Raw genomic sequence first — 18,696 nt, 5'->3', positions numbered from 1 at the left:
GCACTATGAGAAATCCGGGCTAGATGAGAGCCGACTTTTGATTGTAAGTAACCTCTAGTATGAAAATAAAGGCTAAGAGTAGGTGCATGATAGGGCTAAAATTGACAAATTAGGTAATATATGATGAACTAAAAAAAGTTTAGTTTGTCGTAAGTGGTCGAGCTATTTCTTTAAAGTCCTTTAACAGTTATTAGATGTGTCATGAGAAAATGGGTGCCTTACATGTTAGTCGTACTGATTGCTCTGCAGTCAGTGTTGGCTGTGGCTGACTCTCATGAGGAACATCATTCAGATACAGACCCACAAGGGATATATCACAGTTTTACCGATACCGAAGATGGTAATAGTATTGCAGACCAATTAGATGCAGGTCTGTCTTCAGCAGATTCGATAGATTGCCACCACAATCATTGTCCCCATTTCAATTCTATTGTCACACCCACATTCAGTCATGTCTCTGCGAAAGGCAAAGTTCGCCTATTAAGTCTAAGCAGTGTTAAGCCTAATTACATTTCTTCTTCGCTAGGCCGTCCTCCCTAAGTCTAATCCTACGCACAGTCTTTTATTGGGTTTATCGCCGTTAGAGCGATGATGCCCTGATTTGTCACGCTTATGTAGGATTAATACCATGCTAAGTATTGAACATGGGGCCGTAGTTGCGCCCCGAAGCAACCGAAAAAGGTTAGGAGTCGGCTTTGCCCTAATCGGTTTGCTGATGCTGCCCGTTATTTCATTGCAGGCAGCAGAGAACACAATCACATTGCAAACTGCGATACAACGTACCCTGGTCAAGAATCCGTCTTTGAAGGTTTTTGATTTTCGTCAGCAAGCGCTGAAAGGCGAGTTGGCTACGGCCGAGCTCCGACCAGCCTATGAACTGGACTTTGGGGCCGAGAACTTTGCGGGTTCGGGCGATTTTAATGGGTTTGACCAGGCGGAGCTGACGATCTCATTGTCATCAGCATTAGAGTTGGGTGGAAAGCGGGATGCGAGAGTCGAGGTTGTCAATCGTGGTTTCAGTCGGTTTGAAGCTCAAAGGCAAGCAGACGCTTTGGATTTATCGGGTGAGGTTACGCGCCGTTTCATTGATGTGTTAGCTGCACAGCAACGAGTGGCTTTGGCGGAGAAAGCGGATCAGCTGGCGAAGGACGCATTGGTGGCAGTCAAAACAAGGGCTAAGGCTGGCGCGTCACCGGATGCTGAAGTTAAGCGTGCCGAAGCAGCCGCAGCTCAGGCTCACCTTACGGTTTCAGCAGAAAAGAAACAGTTGAGTTACCTCAACGTAGCTTTGGGTACACTTTGGGGAGAGACAAGGCCGGATTTTAATCGGGCTGAAGGTGATTTGTACCGTTTTAGTAAGGATGTGGCATTCGAAACGCTGTATGAACGTGTTGAGCTGAACCCGGCGATTCAGGTTTTTGCTGCAGAGGAACGACTAAAGGAAACCGAATTACGGTTGGCCAAGACCCAGAGTCGTAGCGATGTGAACTGGTCGGTTGGATTGCGGCGGTTTCAGGAAACGGATGACACAGCTGTTGTTGCAGGATTTTCCGTCCCTTTGTTTTCCGGACGTCGAAATAGCGGAGCGATTCGTTCAGCCACAGCCGCTCGTGATGTGATCTCTGTACAGCGAGAGGCTGCTTTGCTGGCGATGCGTGCGCAACTGTATCGCGCTTATAGCAATCGGCAGCAGGCTATTCACACCGTAGACGATTTACGTAAGAACATTGTTCCTGCACTGGAGCAGGCCTTGGAGGGAACGCAGCAGGCTTATGAACGTGGACGTTATAGCTATGTCGATTATGTGTCTGCCAGGCAAGAGTTGTTAAGTGCGCGTCGAACCTTGATTGATGCCGCCGCCGCCGCTTTGCGTTATGGCGCGGACATTGAACAACTTACCGCAGAACCGCTGACGGTAGAGCAATATTCTTTCACCAATTTCCAGGAAGCTAAATAATGAATATTTGTATTTTGAAAAAAAAGGGTTCGTTGGGGTTGGTCATCGGTTTTGTAGCGTTGCTCACAGTGAGCCTGGTTGCCAACAGTGAAAGTGATGACCATGCGCAACACGGGCATGAGTCACATGACCATGCAAAGCAGGATTATGAAGAGCATCAGGGAGATGACCATGAAGAGCATCAGGGGGATGACCATGAAGAGGGTCATGAAGAAGAGAATGAGGAGCATGGTCATGAGGGGGGTGATCTAGAAGATCAAGAAGGCGTTGTTGAAATTGCTGACGCGATGGCTAGCAAAGCTGGTATTAGCACCGCCGTTGCAGGTCCTGGTGAAATCAACAAGACGCTGACCGTCTATGGTCGGGTGATTGCCGACCCGGGGCGTATCAGTCATATTCGTGCACGCTTTCCCGGTACGATTACACAGGTAAACGTCAGTATCGGCGAGCGTGTCGAAAAAGGGCAAAAGTTGGCAGAGGTGGAATCGAATGAAAGTCTCAAGCGCTATGTTTTAAAGGCGCCTTTTTCAGGGATTATTACGGCTCGTCATGCCTCACAGGGTGAAGCGACGGAGGAGCGGGCACTGTTCACGGTTGCTAACTTTGATCAGGTTTGGGCGGAGTTCCAGATATTCCCTGGCCAGATGAGCCGTATCGCCTTAGGCCAGCCGGTCACCATGTCAGTGGAATCTGAACAAACAACGTCCACGATCAAACACTTGATTCCCAGCGACAGTGGTCAACCGTTTGTTCTGGCTCGGGCAGCTATTGATAATAAGCAAGGACGTTGGACTCCTGGATTGTTATTACAAGGTCTGGTGAGCGTGGAGCAAGTACAAGCCTCCCTGCGAGTGGACAATCGCTCTTTACAAACGTTTGAAAACCGCACGGTTGTCTTTGTCAAAGAAGGTGAGCGCTACGAAGCACGACCGGTCACACTGGGTCGCAGTGACAGCCGCTTTACTGAGGTATTGGATGGACTGAAGCCTGGTGACGAATATGTTGTCATAAACAGCTATCTGATCAAAGCCGACTTGGAAAAATCCGGCGCTTCCCACGATCACTAAGAGGACGTAATCATGATTGAATCAATTTTGCGCCTCTCGATCGAGAGGCGTTGGTTAATGCTAGCCCTGATACTGGTGCTGTTAGGTTCTGGTATTTGGAGCTACCAACAGCTACCCATCGATGCAGTACCCGATATCACCAATGTCCAGGTGCAGATTAACACTGAAGCACCTGGGTATTCCCCGCTGGAATCTGAGCAACGTATTACCTATCCGGTTGAGACTGCTTTGGCGGGTATCCCCAATCTTTCTTATACTCGCTCGCTATCCCGTTATGGCTTGTCGCAAGTCACGGTGGTGTTTGAAGAAGGAACCGACCTGTATTTTGCCCGCAATCTGATTAATGAGAGACTGGGCGTTATCAAGAGTTCATTGCCGCCAGGCCTTGAGCCATCGATGGGGCCTATCGCGACCGGCTTGGGCGAGATATTTTCCTACACGGTGGAAGCTGAACCTGGTGCGGTACAGGCCAACGGCAGCCCCTACGATGCCACGGCATTGCGGGAAATTCAGGACTGGATTATCAAGCCGCAGCTGGCACTTGTGCCAGGCATTACCGAGATCAACACCATCGGTGGTTATGATAAGCAATACCATGTTACGCCCAAACCACAGGCGATGTTGGCTTTTGGTGTATCGTTGGACGACATTGGTGATGCTCTTCGCAGCAATAACAACAACCGTGGAGCCGGTTATGTTGAACGTAACGGCCAGCAGTTGTTGGTGCGTTCGCCAGGGCAGCTACAGGCGATTGTCGATATCGAGCAAGTCGTCATCAAAGACATTGACGGTGTGCCTGTAAAAATTGCTGATGTTGCCGGTGTAGCGATCGGCAAGGAATTACGCACCGGAGCTGCTACCCGCGATGGCAAAGAAACCGTACTGGGTACCGCTATGATGTTAGTGGGTGAAAACTCCCGGACTGTTGCCCTTGCAGTTGCTGAGCGGTTGGAGCAGATACAGAAAACTCTTCCTGACGGTATCAAGTTGGACACTGTGTATGACCGCACCGTGCTAGTGGATAAAGCCATTGGTACCGTGCAGAAAAACCTGGTGGAAGGGGCGTTACTGGTTATCGCGGTGTTGTTCTTGTTGCTGGGTAATATCCGTGCGGCATTGATTACAGCCGCAGTGATTCCGCTAGCGATGCTGGCGACTATCACAGGCATGGTTAAAGCTGGCGTGTCGGCGAACCTGATGAGCCTGGGTGCGCTGGACTTTGGCCTGATCGTGGACGGGGCGGTGATCATTGTTGAGAACGCGATTCGCCGTTTGGCTGAAGCGCAGCGCAGTAACGGTGGTAAGCAGCCGTTGAAAGAGCGCTTGCAGTTGGTGTTTGAAGCGACTAATGAGGTCATCCGGCCTAGCCTGTTCGGTGTAATGATTATCACGGTAGTGTATATACCACTATTTTCCCTCACAGGTGTAGAAGGGAAAATGTTCCACCCTATGGCGGCAACAGTAGTCATGGCACTGCTGGCGGCTTTGGTGCTATCGCTGACGCTTGTACCTGCAGCCATTGCCGTGTTTATGACGGGTAATATCAGTGAAAAGGAAAACCGTGTTGTTAGCGCGGCTAAATCCGTATATGAGCCGGCATTAAAAGGAGCGATGAAACTGCGTTGGTGGGTGTTATCAGCGGCGTTGTCGCTGGTAGTTCTCAGCGGTTGGTTGTCAACAACACTGGGCTCTGAGTTTATCCCGCAACTTAAGGAAGGTGATATTGCTCTGCACGCTATGCGTATACCCGGTACTGGCCTGGAGCAGGCTGTCAGTATGCAATTTCAGCTGGAGGAGCGGATTATGGAGTTCCCTCAGGTGGATAAGGTGTTTGCCAAAATTGGCACTCCTGAAGTGGCTACCGATCCCATGCCGCCCAATGTAGCCGACAACTTTGTGATGCTGAAGCCGCGCGATCAATGGCCCGATCCGACGATGACTCAGACGGAGTTGGTCAGGGAGATTGAGGAGGCGGTTAAACAATTGCCGGGTAACAACTATGAGTTCACACAGCCAATCCAGATGCGATTCAATGAACTGATTTCTGGTGTGCGTGCCGATTTGGGGATTAAAGTGTTTGGCGATGATCTTGAGCAGCTGGAGGTATCAGCTGAAGAGATTTTAACCGTGATCGAATCCATGCCGGGGGCAGCCGATGCGAGAGTAGAACAGGTATCCGGTCTACCCATGCTGTCGGTGGTGCCCAAACGCTTGGCGATTGCCCGATATGGACTGAATGTGATGATGGTGCAAGACCTGGTGGCAGCGGCGATCGGTGGTGAGCCAGCAGGACTGATCTTTGAAGGTGACCGGCGCTTTGAATTGATCGTTCGTCTGCCTGAGTCTATACGCAGGGACTTGGATGGACTCAGCGAGCTGCCTGTGCCCTTGCGCAATGGCGGTTATGTGCCGCTTTCTGAGGTGGCGACATTGGATATCGCACCAGCACCTAACCAGATCAGCCGTGAAAACGGCAAGCGCCGCGTTGTGGTCACAACCAATGTGAGAGGACGAGATCTCGGTTCCTTTGTTGCAGAGGTTAAAACCCGTATTGCACAAGAGGTCGATCTACCAGCTGGCTATTGGCTGGATTACGGTGGGACCTTTGAGCAACTGGAGTCGGCCACTCAGCGTCTGTCGATAGTGGTGCCAATTACTTTGGTTGTTATTCTAGGTTTATTGGTGATGGCGTTTAATTCGTTTAAAGATGCAGCCATTATCTTTACCGGCGTTCCGCTGGCCCTGACCGGTGGTGTTATTTCACTTTGGCTACGGGATATGCCTTTGTCGATTTCTGCCGGGGTAGGATTTATCGCCCTGTCTGGCGTCGCCGTTTTGAACGGGTTGGTGATGTTAGCATTTATCCGCGATCTTTGGCATGAGCGGGGCGACCTGGCTTCGGCTGTCATCGATGGTGCTTTAATTCGACTACGCCCTGTTCTGATGACAGCTTTGGTTGCCAGTCTGGGCTTTGTGCCTATGGCGCTCAACACAGGTACCGGTGCAGAAGTGCAACGACCGCTGGCAACGGTTGTGATTGGCGGTATTGTATCGTCAACCATACTGACCTTGTTTGTGCTACCTATCCTGTATCGGTTGGCGCATGCGCGTGAAAAAGTGTAACGGATAATTACGTTATATAGAGGCTATACCGCCGCACCCGAAGGTTTGGGGCGGCGGTTTTTAGTTGAACCCGGTATTGGGCCAAGGGGAATGAAATGGGTATAGATAAAAAATTTGAACGTATTTCTGTATTTATTTACTTTGTCGCTGCCATTGCATTGACTTTAATGGCTCTGCTTATTATGGGGTGGTCTGTTTATGAAGTTTTGGCTCATGTATTAACTGTGGATGGTCTGAGCGATGGTTTTGTCTCTAAGATGCTCAGTTCTGTAGGTGCGATAGTCATTTCGGTGGCCATTCTGGACGTTGCTAAATACATGATTGAAGAAGAAGTTGTTCGTAGTAAAAAATTGCATTCCCCTAAAGAGGCCAGGTAAGCACTCACCAAAATCATGGTTATAATTTCGATCGTCGTTGGGATTGAGGGCCTGATCTATATTTTGAAGGCTGGGACAGCAGACATTACTTTGTTGATTTACCCAGCAATTTTAATTATTACATCGGTATTTCTAATGATTGGCTTGGGTGTGTATCAAAAAATTAGTTTACAAGCTGAAAAACTCGAGCAGGATTAATCGTTTAACAAGCTGCGGAGTGGTGGTTATCTTTTAAAGGAGCTTCAATGTTTGAACTGGATTGGGCTTTAGAATTTAGTATGACCGGTAGATTACTATTTGCAGGTTTTTTAGGAGCATTGATTGGGCTGGAACGTGAGTTACATAAAAATTCCGCCGGTATTCGAACCTATGCAGCTATTTCTATGGGAGCTTGCACTTTCGGATTAGTGTCCATGCATGTTGATGCGCCTGATCCTACCCGAATCGCGGCTCAGGTGGTATCAGGAATAGGTTTTATCGGAGCTGGTATTATTTTTAAGTCTGAAGATAAGATAAGCGGCTTGACTACTGCCGCAACGATTTGGGCAACAGCTGCGGTGGGCCTTGCTGTTGCTTTCAAAATGTTACTACTACCGGTGCTGTCTGCAGTACTGCTGTTTGGATTGTTGGCGCTCCATCACCTGCCTATATTAAAGCAAAAGGAATAGAAAAATGGGAATGCATAGTCATGAGCACGGGGTAGACCGGAAACTATCCATCGCAGTCTTAATCAATATTTTTCTAACAGTGGCTCAAGTTGTCGGGGGAGTGTTATCCGGTAGTTTGTCACTAGTTGCAGATGCCTTGCATAATTTGAGTGATGCAGGAGCAATAGTCATTGCTGTAATCGCTAGAAAAATAGGCAATAAGAATGCGAATGAGAGCATGACCTATGGCTATAAGCGCGCTGAGATTCTGGGTGTTCTCATTAATAGCACAACGTTAATTGTCATTGGCCTTTATCTGATCTATGAAGCTTTTAACAAATTCTTTAATCCGACACCTATTGATGGTTGGATAGTGTTTTGGGTGGCTGGTATTGCCTTGGTTATTGATATTGGTACGGCATTTCTAACCTATTCTGCTGGGGCTAGGGAAAGTATGAATATTCGAGCGGCGTTTATTCACAACGTATCCGATGCGCTGGCTTCTGTTGCAGTGATTGTCGCCGGTGTCATGATTATTCTTTATCAGCTGTATATCGTGGATGTTATTGCGACGATAGCCATATCTGTCTACGTCATTTATCACGGTATAGTATTGCTAAAAAAATGCATTTTGATTCTCATGCAGGCAGTCCCGGAGGGGATCAGTATTAATGACATCAAATGTACTTTGAATGATATTGAAGGGGTTGATCAGGTAGAGCATGTGCATGTTTGGCAGCTGGATGAAAATAGGTTGTTTTTTGAAGGACATTTATCTTTAAGGGGGACTGATCGAGCTACCATTAAATCGGCGGTTAGGTCAGCATTAAAACAGAATTTCGGAATTACTCATTGCACTATAGAAGAAATATAGGTGAGGAATATGAGAGTTTATTCCTGAGGTTTAAGGCCCACGTCACTGCAACCAAATGCAGTGACGTGGGGTACGATAAATCGCTAACCCCCATGAATACTGATCTCTATAAATATTCCTGACATGCCGAAAGCATTATCAGGGTATTTTCTCTTCACTTTATGGATACTAAAACCTCAATGTGTGGCTATTGCACTCTCAATAGCAAACCGGCTCGAAAGGGCTTTTCAAGTTGATTCACGCAACCGCGATGAGTGGCTTATCACTTAGTTGTATAGATAAATAAGGAGAAATGCCTGGCAAAAGAAAAAATGAAAGTAGTAGTACTGTCTAAAGCGTGAAAACGAAACCCTGTCGTACCCATCCGGGAATTGGCATTGTTGGTTATGCCGCTATTCAGGTTTTGTGGGAGTGGTGTCCCGTGACGTTAGCAATCTGATTTTGAGATTGCTTCTCCATCCACTGTGGTGGCTGGACAGTCATAAACACTGACCGAAACTTTAACACCGCACTGTTCCAGCTTGAAGACGACTGTTCTGAACGGTCGCACGTCTGTTCCATAGGGCAATTTGTCCGTTCAGAACAGTCGTCTTAGGCGAAGAACGGACAACAAGCCTGACCGGAACGATTAGACACAAACGAAGCTATCTATAACGCACGATCAATTTTTTTGCTTCAATGCCGGTAATACTTAGCTGTCGGCTGATTGGCATTAGATTGATGCATCAATAAATACTTGAAGATTATTTCCTTCGGCCTTGAAAGGTTAACTAACGACTCAGCATATCTTCTTTTTCGAGAATGTGAACACGCTTTAATTCTCGACGAGGAGTTGTCTGTGAAAGATCTCAATTATCAATTAAAGGATTTATGTCAGCGCAATCAAGATGGCAGTCGCGCCACACAAGCTGAACGCTTTCAGTTGTTACAAACGATGGCGAATCATCTTAATGAATTGGGCTATCGGCGAATGGAGGCGAAATCTCTCAAGCCTAAGCATGTCGATGCTTTGGTCACCAAATACCTCGAAGAAGGGCTGACTCCCGGTACGATCAAAAATCGTCTTGCAGCGTTGCGTTGGTGGGCTGAAAAAATCGGTAAGCAAAATGTAGTTGCTAAGGACAATGCCTATTACGGCATTGACTCTCGGGTCTTTGTCACTAACGTGTCGAAAGCGCGTGACCTGGATCAGGAGCTGCTCGAAAAAATCAGCGATCCACATTTAAGAATCAGCCTGGAACTGCAAAAAGCCTTTGGCCTGAGGCGGGAAGAAGCAATTAAGTTCAGTCCGGACTACGCAGACCGAAATACCTACATTCGTTTGAAATCTACCTGGTGTAAAGGAGGGCGGGCACGAGAAATTCCTATTCGAACCGACGAGCAGCGGGATGTTCTCCGGCGGGCACGATAGGTAGCCGGGAAAGGTTCATTGATTCCATCCCACCTGATGTATGTTCAGCAAATGCGCCTCTATGAACGTGAGACGCAAAAGGCAGGGCTATCCAAGTTGCATGGTTTGCGTCACCGCTATGCGCAAGAGCGATATTACGAACTCACCGGAAAGCAGGCACCCGCCTGTGGTGGCCCATCTAGCAGTGAACTCACTGAAGAAGAACGCGCGAATGATCAGGTGGCTCGCTGGGCGATTTCTCAGGAGCTCGGTCATGAGCGTGAGCAAATCACGGCGGTGTATCTCGGGCGGTAAGCAATCATTCAGGAGTTACGCTCAACGGGCGCTGCCCTGGCCGCTGGGCCTTCCCGCCCTCGCCGGTAGCAGGGGTTGCAGCAGCACTGCAACCCCTTTGAGAGGGTGAGAATGATCAATCGCATCAAGGACTACTCGGCTCATGCCTGCGTTCCTCCTTGACGCTGAAACCTCATGACGAATCACACTGTGGCTATTGCAGTCTCAATAGTACCCGGCAGTTACGCTGCCAATCAATCGGTATGGCCCGAAAACGTTACAAGCAACTGCTGATACGTTAGCCAGTTATACCACCCCTACGGGAGAAATGATTTCCCGTAGGGACATATTTCTCTTGTTCATTCAACGATGAGGAGAAAGATGATGGAGTACCTGGAAATGCGAGGTGCAGTAAAACTCAAAGCAGATGCCGATAATGCTGTTGTGCGATCCGTTCTCAGCAAGTTGCGAGAAACCGAGTTTGTCGATGCAGGCTATATCGATATAGGCATTGAGGAAAATATCCTGAGTATCAGTGCCGAAGGCACAATCTCAGAAAGTTACAGTACCCGTGCGTTGTTAACACAGCTGCAAGGTCAGTTGACAGAAACGTCGATGATAGGTGTCACAAGTGTACGGTGGGAAACCCTCGTAGTACTGAAGCACTGGCAGCCAACACCGGCTATGCGACTAGAAGTTAATGATCAACTGGCTTTTGCCCAGTAACCCACGATAAAGGTCTGACTCCCGTCAGGCCTTTATCATTCTTACATCTCCCTCCCTCACTCCTTGAAAATCGATCAATCCTATTCTTTCTTTTGCCCGTGAAAGCTTTTTGCTGCCACTAGCAAGCTGCCACCTCTAATCTGGTGACCGTTTTTAATGATTGGATGAATGGTGGTATTCATGCGAGAGATAGCGATTGGCAGGTGGGTGGCGATACTGGCAGTAGTATTCGTTTATCCGTTATCGGTGCAGGCAGACACTGCGGACACGACGGATAGTCGTATTTTTGAGAGTCGCTATCTCACTGTTCAGGTGGGGCCTGAGGTTGCAAAAACCGACCTGCTGAAAAGCATTGTCGATCTACGAGTACCAGAGAAAATTACCACAGTAGGAGGGGCGCTGGATTTCCTGTTGAAGCCCTATGGTTTTCAATTAGACGACTCTCATGAGGCAGATGAACAATACCTTTTGTTGGTTTTGACACTTCCCGAACCGCATCGAAATTTGGGATCAATGACGTTAATGGATGCTTTGACCACCTTGGGCGGGAAAAGCTTTCGACCTCTAATCAATCCAGTCAAGCGCTCAGTGCGCTATCAGTTGCGTGAAGGGTTTGGTCAATTTGCTACTGCTGAAGAGATGGAGATCGCCAAACAACAATGGTTGGATCAGAAGGAAATAAACTCATTGCCGTCGAAAGAGCCGGGGGCACTTTCAGCCGCGCAGCAAGATCGTCAAAGCTACGGTCCTGTGCAGCGGGGTGACATTTTAAGCCGCATCGCCAGCCAGCTCGATCTCCCAGGCATGACAATAGACCAGGTTCTGGTTTACCTCTTTCATGCGAATCCCCATGCGTTTGCCAATGACAATATGAATCATCTATTAGCTGGTGCGATGCTGAAACTACCGCCTGTTAATCCTGAAACATTGCCAACCGCATTTGAAGCCAGTCAGCTCGTTGACGAGCACTACCGTCTATGGATTCAGCGTGAGGTGACACCGTGAATCACCAGCGTACTTTAGCAATAGGGTTGATTTTACTTTTGTCTATTTCCGGCGCAGCGATTGCGGATACGAATGAGGTTTTAACACACACATCACAAACCCCTGGTGCTGAAACGCCGATCAGCCGAACGATTGAATTACAGACCTTGGCGAAACGGTGGGGATTAGATCAAGAAGAGTATCAGCGTTATCTCGATTTAATGCGTGGCCCATTAGGAAAATGGAATCCCGACCTTGATCCATTGTTAGCACTTGGGATGTTTGCAGAGTCTCCGCAGGAAGAACAGCGTTACGCCGAGCTGTATGCGCAACAGGAATTTGATTTAACCGGGCGCACGTTGAGATTTCAACAAGCCTACCGCGCTGCCTTCGAACGTCTGTTCCCCAATGCAAAGATGTTAGATCACCGCTTGTTGGCTCCTTACTTTGCGCACCAACAACAGAAGCTTGCAATGAAGGACGCGAAACGATTAGCGCAAAAACGCTTTGTTGATGGAGACCGTCTGCTTCTTTTTGTACCGCCAAATTGCCGTGAGTGCTTGCCGGTGATTAACCGATTAATGGGTTTGTTGTCGAGCACTCAACAAAGCGGTGTCGATGTGTACGTCCGCGATGCTCAAGATGATGGGGCTGTTAGAGCATGGGCGAATGCCCACGCGATAAAAACGACCTGGCTCAATGGACGGCATCTCACACTAAACCGTGATGAGGGGTTACTCCAGCGATTGAAGAGTCAATCCACAGTTTCACCGGTAGATACCATGCCGATCTTTTTAAAGCGTAATGGACGTTTTTTTCAGTTGAGCAGGGAGAGTTTAGGGTTATGAAGCCTTATTTGATGAGGTCATGTTTAGTTAAACCGTGGATCGCCGGGGTGACATTGATGCAATCAGTGGCGGCGGTCGCATTGGAAGAAGTGCCAGTGGCCTATTTAATAGTTGCCAAGAGCCATCAAGTCCCTGTCGATATTCTCTATGCGATAGCAATGGCAGAAAGCGGTACGCATTATCGCGGTGAGCGGGTACCGTGGCCCTGGGCGTTGAATATCGATGGCCAAAGCGTCTTTTGCGAATCCCAGCAAGATGCAATTCACCGAGTTTCCCAGGCTATCCGAAATAGGCAGTCAGTTGATATCGGGTTGATGCAAGTTAACTGGCGTTGGCACGGGCAACGGTTTGCCACGATTGACGAATCGCTGGTGCCTATTAAGAACCTCAGTGCTGGAGCCACGATTCTGTACGAGCAGTTTGAGCAGACTAATGACTGGTGGGAGGCGGTAGCGCGCTACCACGACCCCGGCCAGGACGCGGAATCGCTCGACAGCGCTCAGCGTTACCGAGAGCGTGTAAGGCAGTATTGGCGGGAGTGGTTCTAATGCGAGGGCTATTCGGACTGCTGTGCCTGTTGTTGTGTTTAGGGGCTCACGCCAGAGAACCACTAACCGTGATTTATGACTCAGGCGATACCTTACCGCTTGAGCCCTATCTGCCGAAACGAGCGCCACAAGAAAAGCCCACTGCTCAGGACGCGAATCGCCAATTGCCGTTCAAGCTGCCGATCACCACACCTTCAATGCAGCCGGGTAAGGTCACAGTCACCCCAAAAGCATTGCGCTACTTGCAGCGGCCCTTGTTTTTGGTGGGGTCTGATCAGAAATCGCGAGACTGGTTGGCTGAAAAGCGTGAGCTGCTTATCCGTATCGGAGCCGTTGGCCTATTGATTGAGGCGAGGGATCGCCAGGAGATTGAGGCGGTTTTGACTATCGCGGAAGGGCTTCGTCTGGTGCCCGCTTCAGCCGAAGGTTTCGCCACTAAGCTGGGTCTGAGTCACTACCCGATCTTGCTATCAAAGGAGGGTTGGGAGCAGTGACCGACCGGTATGAAGTCGAGGTGTTATTGCGCCCCCTGTGGAACTGTCTTCGGCGATAGTGGCGTTGAGTTGTGCGGGGATCGTGTTAGCTGCACCACACACTTTGATGATGACCCCATCGGTTGCCCTGTTCAGCGCCGGGTGTTTGGGTGGGATCGGTGTGTGGCGCGGTCGTCAGGCCTGGCGTGTGATTCAATACCAGCGTCATCTCAAGCGCAGCCCACGCTATGTCATGTCTTCTTCTCAAGTGCCGGTGAGTCAATCGGTATTGTTCTTAGGGCGGGGTTTTCGCTGGAACCAGACACACACCGAACGACTCTACGCTGCCCGCGATAAACGCGCTGAACGTTATCTGCAGCCCAGCGCCATCAAACAATGGGTTCGTCGCAAAGAGATCGAATGGGAGCATACGCCCCTATTGCGAACGATCATGCGATGGACTGCACTAGATTCCCCTCTGAATCCCGTCCGTCCCCCGCCAGCCATTGGGGGCGATGCCGTCATACACGGCGTCGGGATCAGAGGGGAAACCAATGCCACAATGCCGCTCAGTGACCGGGTCGGACATATGGTGGTGATCGCCCGAACTCGCCATGGCAAAACCCGGCTGGCCGAAGTGCTGACCACCCAGGATATTCGACGCGGCAACAACTGTGTCATCGTGTTAGACCCGAAAGGAGATGCCGATTATCTAAAGCGCATCTATGTCGAAGCCCAGAAAGCAGGGCGTCAACTCATTATCTTTCATCTGGGCTATCCCGAGCTGAGTGCCCGGTACAACGCCATTGGTTCTTTTTCGCGGATTACAGAGGTCGCGACGCGAATCGCCAGCCAGTTGCCGGGTGAAGGTGAGGCCAGTGCGTTTAAAGAATTCGCCTGGCAATTCATCAATGTCATTGCCGTGGCGCTGGTGGCGATGGGTGAAACACCGGATTACCTCAAAATTCGTCGCTATATCACCGATATCGATGCTCTGTTGATTCTGTATGGCCGTCATTGGCTGGCAGAGCATGGCCCGGAGGATTGGCAGGATGAGCTGGGGGAGCTGCAAGACAGTATCAACATAAAGTCGTTGCCAAGGATCGATCAGGGCAAAGACCCTGAGGCACTGGCAATGGTGCGCTATCTCAATACCCATGCGACTTTCGATCAGGTGTTAGAAGGGCTAATGTCTGCTTTTCGCTATGACCGTGAGTATTTCTTGAAAATCACGGTGTCCATCAAGCCCTTCCTGGAAAAGCTAACCACCGGCAACATCGCTTCTATCCTGGCACCCGATAAGGCGAACACCGACGACCAACGCCCGGTGTTGGAATGGGCGCAAGCAATAAGGTCTAACGCAGTCGTCTATGTGGGGCTGGACGCACTCACCGATCCAGAAGTAGCCAGTGCGGTGGGCGCTTCCATGTTCAGTGATCTGACCAGTTTGGCGGGTCATATCTATAAACATGGTATAGCGCCCAGTAATACGAACGAGCACACCAAGAAACCACCGAATATTGTGATTCACGGGGACGAATTTTCCGACTTGATCGGGCCGCAGTTCAAGACGCTGATTAATAAAAGCGGCGGGGCTGGTTACCAACTTAATCTGTACACACAGACTTGGAGCGACCCGATTGCCGAGCTGGGTAGCGAAGCGAAAGCCGGACAGTTGGCAGGCAACATCGGCACTATGCTGATCATGGGCGTGAAAGAGGTGGCGACCTGTGAGATGTTCACCAAGCAGCTACCCGAGGTGAGTGTCAGCGAAATCATGGCGGTTTCCGGTGTCACCGACAATGTCGATACTTCTGCGGGTATTGGTTTCACCTCCAATAATCAGGACCGGGTAAGCATTAGCCGCGTGCCCATGATTTCACCTGCTGATATTGTGGCGCTTCCCAAAGGGCAGGCATTCGTCCTGCTTAGAGGCAGTGAACTGTGGAAAATCCGAATTCCCATGCCGTCCAAAATGGATGATCAGGAGCTGCCCGACGATTTAGGCGACATGCTCCAGCATATGCGGCGCAGTTATACGTCAGTCGTGGACTGGCCGAGCTATTATGGTCGATAGGCAAGGCTGATAAGCCCATGGCCAAGTCACAGCAGTATCAGCCCCCCAGAAGAAAAGAACCCGGTCTCATAGGCAGGTTGCTCTCTGGCACTACGCAGCTAATTGCCTGGTTAATAATTAGCCTGATACTCTCTATTTTCATCGAGTGGGTGGGTATGGTGTATTTCTGGCCAGATCAGAGAGATGGCCACGCCAAAGAAATATTCCAAGCCGATCAGGCCTACCTCAACCAACACCTCCAGCAGCAGTCTGTGAATTACAAACGCCTAGCTTCTGTAAAGGCAGAGCGGGCTGTTCGCTGGATCGATCAGCAAGTAGCGTTGATGGGCGTCAAGCAAACGCCACCAAACGACTCAGGTAGAATTTTTTCAGCGGTTGCAGACTGGGCAAGTGGGCTCTATAGCCGCTATGATAGCTATATTCTAGCGGCAGGTTATGTCTCGCAGACCTTTGTTATCCGGTTGACGTTGATTCTATTCTCGTTACCGGTTTTCGCACTCACCGGATTAGTTGGGGCGATTGATGGTTTGGTAGAACGAGACCTCAGGCGCTGGGGTGGTGGCAGGGAAAGCAGCAACGTCTTTAACCTGGCCAAACGATCTATCATGCCTGCATTTGTTATGGCCTGTGTGATCTATATTGGCCTTCCATATAGTTTAAATCCCTCCTTTATCATCCTGCCCTTTGCTTGCCTTTATGGTTTGGCTGTTCGTGTAGCGTTTGAGAGGTTAAAGAAGTACTTTTGACATTGTTTTGGGTTGAATATCAAGATGTTACCCCCCATTTATAAATAGCAGTGTCGTAGACCCCCTTTGCGTGAAGTTTCGAAGTCTTATGATCGTGTCGGAGGGATTTAGTATAAATTTTAGAGGAAATTCCCCATGGAACCTATTTCGATGATAGTTGGCGCACTAGTGGCGGGCTCATCTGCCGCGTTAAAAGATACTGCTAGCCAAGCAGTTAAAGACGCATATTCTGGTTTAAGAACTTTGGTTATTCATCATTGGAACAACCAAGTTAGTGGTAATGACAGTAAGCTGGAGCAAGAAGCCAATATATTAATATCTAATTTGGAGGATGATCCCGAAACATTTCAGGTGCCAGTTGAAAAGAAATTGTCTGAATCCATACCTGAGCCTTCGGCTGAGCTTGTTGATAAAGCTCAGGCGCTATATGAGCTGTTAGATAAGAACGGTTTCGATACTGGCAAATACAATGTAACTGTTCAAGGCGGAAAAGGGGTTCAGATAGGGGACAATAACACGCAAATTAATAAATTTTAGCCAAGTTGAGGGGGCAGGAATTAGTTATGTCTGAAAATGATGGAAGCAACCCTCTTAATGTTCAAGGGGCTCAAATAGGTGATGGAAACAATCAGTACAACTATTTTTTAAACTCCTACCCGCAAAACATTGTTTCAAAGACCATAGCACAGGAATTATTGGACTTAAGGGCAGCGCGATTTTTTGTAGGAGAAGTAGAGCCTGCAGACCGGGCAAAGAAGTTTTGTCATAAGCTTTTGGATGGGGAGTATTCCGCAAGTGCTGATCCAGTAAGGGGTATAGCTTTAGCTTGGTGTTCAAGGGTTCTTGCATATAAGGATATAGCTGCTGCTAAAAAATCTCTTGAAGAAGCCGAGAAACACTCAGGGTCGGAAGAGGTTTCTATCGCTAAGGCTTTCATTGCCTCTTCAGAAGGTGATAGATCGTTAGCGCTGTCAATTTTGTCGAAAATTGACACTTTACAGTCAGTTACGGCTTGCTTCTTAGTGGTCATTCACCACGATACCCCCGCAGAGGGTATTGAATGGCTGAAAAGTGCAGGGCATGACTTTCTTGATCTAGACTCTGATGGCAAGTTTTTATTCATATCTCATCAATTAGATGCTGGAAACTGGGATGAAGCATTTGACTGTGTAGGGAAGCTTGTAAGTCAAGACTTTGAAATAACGCCTGTATTGTACTTTAGTGCCGCATTATCAAATTTGCTTAAAGCTGCTCCAGAAGAATTAAGAAGTGCTTTATTGAGGCACCCGCCTTTAGATGCATCAATTAGATTGTTTGATGACGATGTTTCTCTAAATAGTCGCAGGCTGGCTATTCGTAATTTTTTGTTGTGTAGCAAGGCGGCAGAAAATTCAGGTTGTAGTCAAGCTGCAAATATCGCAAGTGACTATAATCTTTGGTTGCGTCTAAGAGACACCGAATTAAGGACTGATGCTTTAGATGAGTTAAAAGCAAGCCTGAGTGATTCAGACCACAAAATTAGAAGAGTTCCATTGGCACTACAATTTGGGATTCCGATCGATCTAAAACAGTTTGAATCAGAAATACAGCAAAGTATTGTTCGTTCCGGAGGAATCTCTACAGAGATTGCACTGGGCCGGTTAGCTTTAGCGTTTGAGCAAAATTCCCCCAAGGATGTCGCTCAATATGTAGGGAAGTATAAAGACCAGCTATACCAATGCCTAGACAGAATTTATATCGACTCAATTCAAATTGAAGCGCTATCCAGAAGTGGTGACGTTGATGCAGCATCGTCTTGCTTGACCGAGTTGATTGAATATGGATTGCCTGAAGCTCAAAGATTAAAGCTTGAGAATATTATCGCCGAGTCATGTGGTGATGAGTCAATTGGTAAATATAAGGAGCAATTTAATAGAACAAACGAGTTGCCAGATCTCGTTCTTCTGGTAAAGAAACTAGAAAACCTGTCTGAATGGGAAGAAATGCATGGTTATGCATTGGATCTATTTGAAAGAACCCGATCATTAGAAGATGCAATCAGTTTGGCATTTTCGATACATTACTGTAAGCAACCTGATGAGGTATTGAAATTTCTCAATGAAAATTCTGACTTTGTATGTCAGTCCGATCAACTTCGAGGATTGATGGCGGTCAGTTATTATCAGCTTGGCCGATTCTCAGACGCCAAGAAAGAACTGGAGTTAATTGAAGACTCAAAAGTTAAAGATAGACATAAAGAACTTCTTGTTAACATAGCCATCTCTTCTGGAGATTGGGAAAGTCTTCATCACTTTGTTGAAGAAGAATGGAAGGGTAGAGACGATGCTAATCCTCAGTCTCTAATTAGGGTAGCTAAATTAGCTCAATCAATAGGTTCCCCACGTGCTCAACACCTCGTTGAATCTGCTTTGTCAAAAGTTGACGACGATGCTGAGATTTTTATGTCAGCTTACGGAATCGCAGTTGGGTCTGGATGGGAAGATTCGAGGGCGTTCAAAATTCTGTGTCAGCCAGTCACAAGTCAATATGAGCGTCTAGCCGCGGTAGTGTTCAGAATTCTGTGTC

Annotated in this window: 18 protein-coding genes; 17 read left to right on the top strand and 1 reads right to left on the bottom strand. The window is 48.3% G+C overall.

Features of this window, described 5'->3' with window-relative positions:
- The first annotated feature begins 628 nt into the window (after positions 1 to 628).
- The 8 genes from B2R29_RS01725 to B2R29_RS01690 all read left to right on the top strand — a co-directional run bounded on the left by B2R29_RS01725 (position 629) and on the right by B2R29_RS01690 (position 9,750).
- Complete coding sequence (locus tag B2R29_RS01725) at positions 629 to 1,957, top strand: TolC family protein (protein ID WP_204995689.1); 1,329 nt, start codon at positions 629 to 631, stop codon at positions 1,955 to 1,957.
- Positions 1,957 to 3,024: an efflux RND transporter periplasmic adaptor subunit gene (locus B2R29_RS01720; RefSeq protein WP_301179506.1), complete on the top strand. Its 1,068-nt coding sequence runs from the start codon at positions 1,957 to 1,959 to the stop codon at positions 3,022 to 3,024. The genes B2R29_RS01725 and B2R29_RS01720 overlap by 1 nt, the downstream gene beginning before the upstream one ends.
- A gap of 12 nt (positions 3,025 to 3,036) precedes the next feature.
- Positions 3,037 to 6,147, top strand: coding sequence for an efflux RND transporter permease subunit (locus tag B2R29_RS01715; RefSeq protein WP_301179505.1), 3,111 nt, complete (start codon positions 3,037 to 3,039; stop codon positions 6,145 to 6,147).
- Positions 6,148 to 6,242: 95 nt separating this feature from the next.
- Positions 6,243 to 6,524 carry a hypothetical protein gene (locus B2R29_RS01710; RefSeq protein ID WP_258331335.1) on the top strand — a complete coding sequence of 94 codons (282 nt, stop codon included), beginning with the start codon at positions 6,243 to 6,245 and terminating at the stop codon, positions 6,522 to 6,524.
- A gap of 245 nt (positions 6,525 to 6,769) precedes the next feature.
- Positions 6,770 to 7,192, top strand: coding sequence for an MgtC/SapB family protein (locus B2R29_RS01705; protein WP_258331336.1), 423 nt, complete (start codon positions 6,770 to 6,772; stop codon positions 7,190 to 7,192).
- Between the two features lie 4 nt (positions 7,193 to 7,196).
- Positions 7,197 to 8,045: a cation diffusion facilitator family transporter gene (locus tag B2R29_RS01700; RefSeq protein WP_301179504.1), complete on the top strand. Its 849-nt coding sequence runs from the start codon at positions 7,197 to 7,199 to the stop codon at positions 8,043 to 8,045.
- Between the two features lie 838 nt (positions 8,046 to 8,883).
- Positions 8,884 to 9,456, top strand: a complete 573-nt coding sequence (locus tag B2R29_RS01695) for a phage integrase N-terminal domain-containing protein (RefSeq protein ID WP_301179503.1) — start codon at positions 8,884 to 8,886, stop codon at positions 9,454 to 9,456.
- Positions 9,457 to 9,474: 18 nt separating this feature from the next.
- Positions 9,475 to 9,750, top strand: coding sequence for a hypothetical protein (locus tag B2R29_RS01690; RefSeq protein WP_301179502.1), 276 nt, complete (start codon positions 9,475 to 9,477; stop codon positions 9,748 to 9,750).
- A gap of 21 nt (positions 9,751 to 9,771) precedes the next feature.
- Here the strand turns inward: B2R29_RS01690 and B2R29_RS01685 are convergent, their stop codons facing one another.
- The gene (locus B2R29_RS01685) at positions 9,772 to 9,894 is read right to left on the bottom strand and encodes a hypothetical protein (protein ID WP_255473987.1); all 123 of its coding nucleotides are present in this window, start codon (positions 9,892 to 9,894) and stop codon (positions 9,772 to 9,774) included.
- 216 nt (positions 9,895 to 10,110) lie between these two features.
- Between B2R29_RS01685 and B2R29_RS01680 the strand changes: the two genes are divergently transcribed.
- From B2R29_RS01680 to B2R29_RS01640, 9 genes are all read left to right on the top strand, one after another.
- Positions 10,111 to 10,455, top strand: a complete 345-nt coding sequence (locus B2R29_RS01680; protein ID WP_204995684.1) for a hypothetical protein — start codon at positions 10,111 to 10,113, stop codon at positions 10,453 to 10,455.
- Positions 10,456 to 10,635: 180 nt separating this feature from the next.
- Positions 10,636 to 11,460 (top strand): FimV/HubP family polar landmark protein, encoded by an 825-nt coding sequence (locus B2R29_RS01675; RefSeq protein ID WP_301179501.1) that lies wholly within the window; start codon positions 10,636 to 10,638, stop codon positions 11,458 to 11,460.
- The gene (locus tag B2R29_RS01670) at positions 11,457 to 12,287 is read left to right on the top strand and encodes a TIGR03759 family integrating conjugative element protein (RefSeq protein WP_301179500.1); all 831 of its coding nucleotides are present in this window, start codon (positions 11,457 to 11,459) and stop codon (positions 12,285 to 12,287) included. The genes B2R29_RS01675 and B2R29_RS01670 overlap by 4 nt, the downstream gene beginning before the upstream one ends.
- A gap of 56 nt (positions 12,288 to 12,343) precedes the next feature.
- The gene (locus B2R29_RS01665; protein WP_301179499.1) at positions 12,344 to 12,835 is read left to right on the top strand and encodes a transglycosylase SLT domain-containing protein; all 492 of its coding nucleotides are present in this window, start codon (positions 12,344 to 12,346) and stop codon (positions 12,833 to 12,835) included.
- Between the two features lie 68 nt (positions 12,836 to 12,903).
- Positions 12,904 to 13,329: an integrating conjugative element protein gene (locus B2R29_RS01660; protein ID WP_258331340.1), complete on the top strand. Its 426-nt coding sequence runs from the start codon at positions 12,904 to 12,906 to the stop codon at positions 13,327 to 13,329.
- A gap of 37 nt (positions 13,330 to 13,366) precedes the next feature.
- A complete protein-coding gene (gene traD / locus B2R29_RS01655) occupies positions 13,367 to 15,385 on the top strand; it encodes a type IV conjugative transfer system coupling protein TraD (RefSeq protein WP_301179498.1) in 2,019 nt (672 codons plus the stop codon).
- 17 nt (positions 15,386 to 15,402) lie between these two features.
- Positions 15,403 to 16,131: a TIGR03747 family integrating conjugative element membrane protein gene (locus tag B2R29_RS01650; RefSeq protein WP_301179497.1), complete on the top strand. Its 729-nt coding sequence runs from the start codon at positions 15,403 to 15,405 to the stop codon at positions 16,129 to 16,131.
- A 135-nt stretch (positions 16,132 to 16,266) separates the two neighbouring features.
- Positions 16,267 to 16,668: an RIP homotypic interaction motif-containing protein gene (locus B2R29_RS01645; protein ID WP_204995677.1), complete on the top strand. Its 402-nt coding sequence runs from the start codon at positions 16,267 to 16,269 to the stop codon at positions 16,666 to 16,668.
- Positions 16,669 to 16,694: 26 nt separating this feature from the next.
- Positions 16,695 to 18,696 (top strand): hypothetical protein (locus B2R29_RS01640; RefSeq protein ID WP_301179496.1); only part of this gene is annotated, 2,002 nt, incomplete at its 3' end.

It is taken from the genome of Thalassolituus sp. UBA3500, from assembly GCF_002377545.1.
Classification (GTDB): domain Bacteria; phylum Pseudomonadota; class Gammaproteobacteria; order Pseudomonadales; family Oceanobacteraceae; genus Thalassolituus.
The sequence above is the reverse complement of the archived record's forward strand: the minus strand, read 5'-3'. Positions and strand labels throughout refer to the sequence as shown.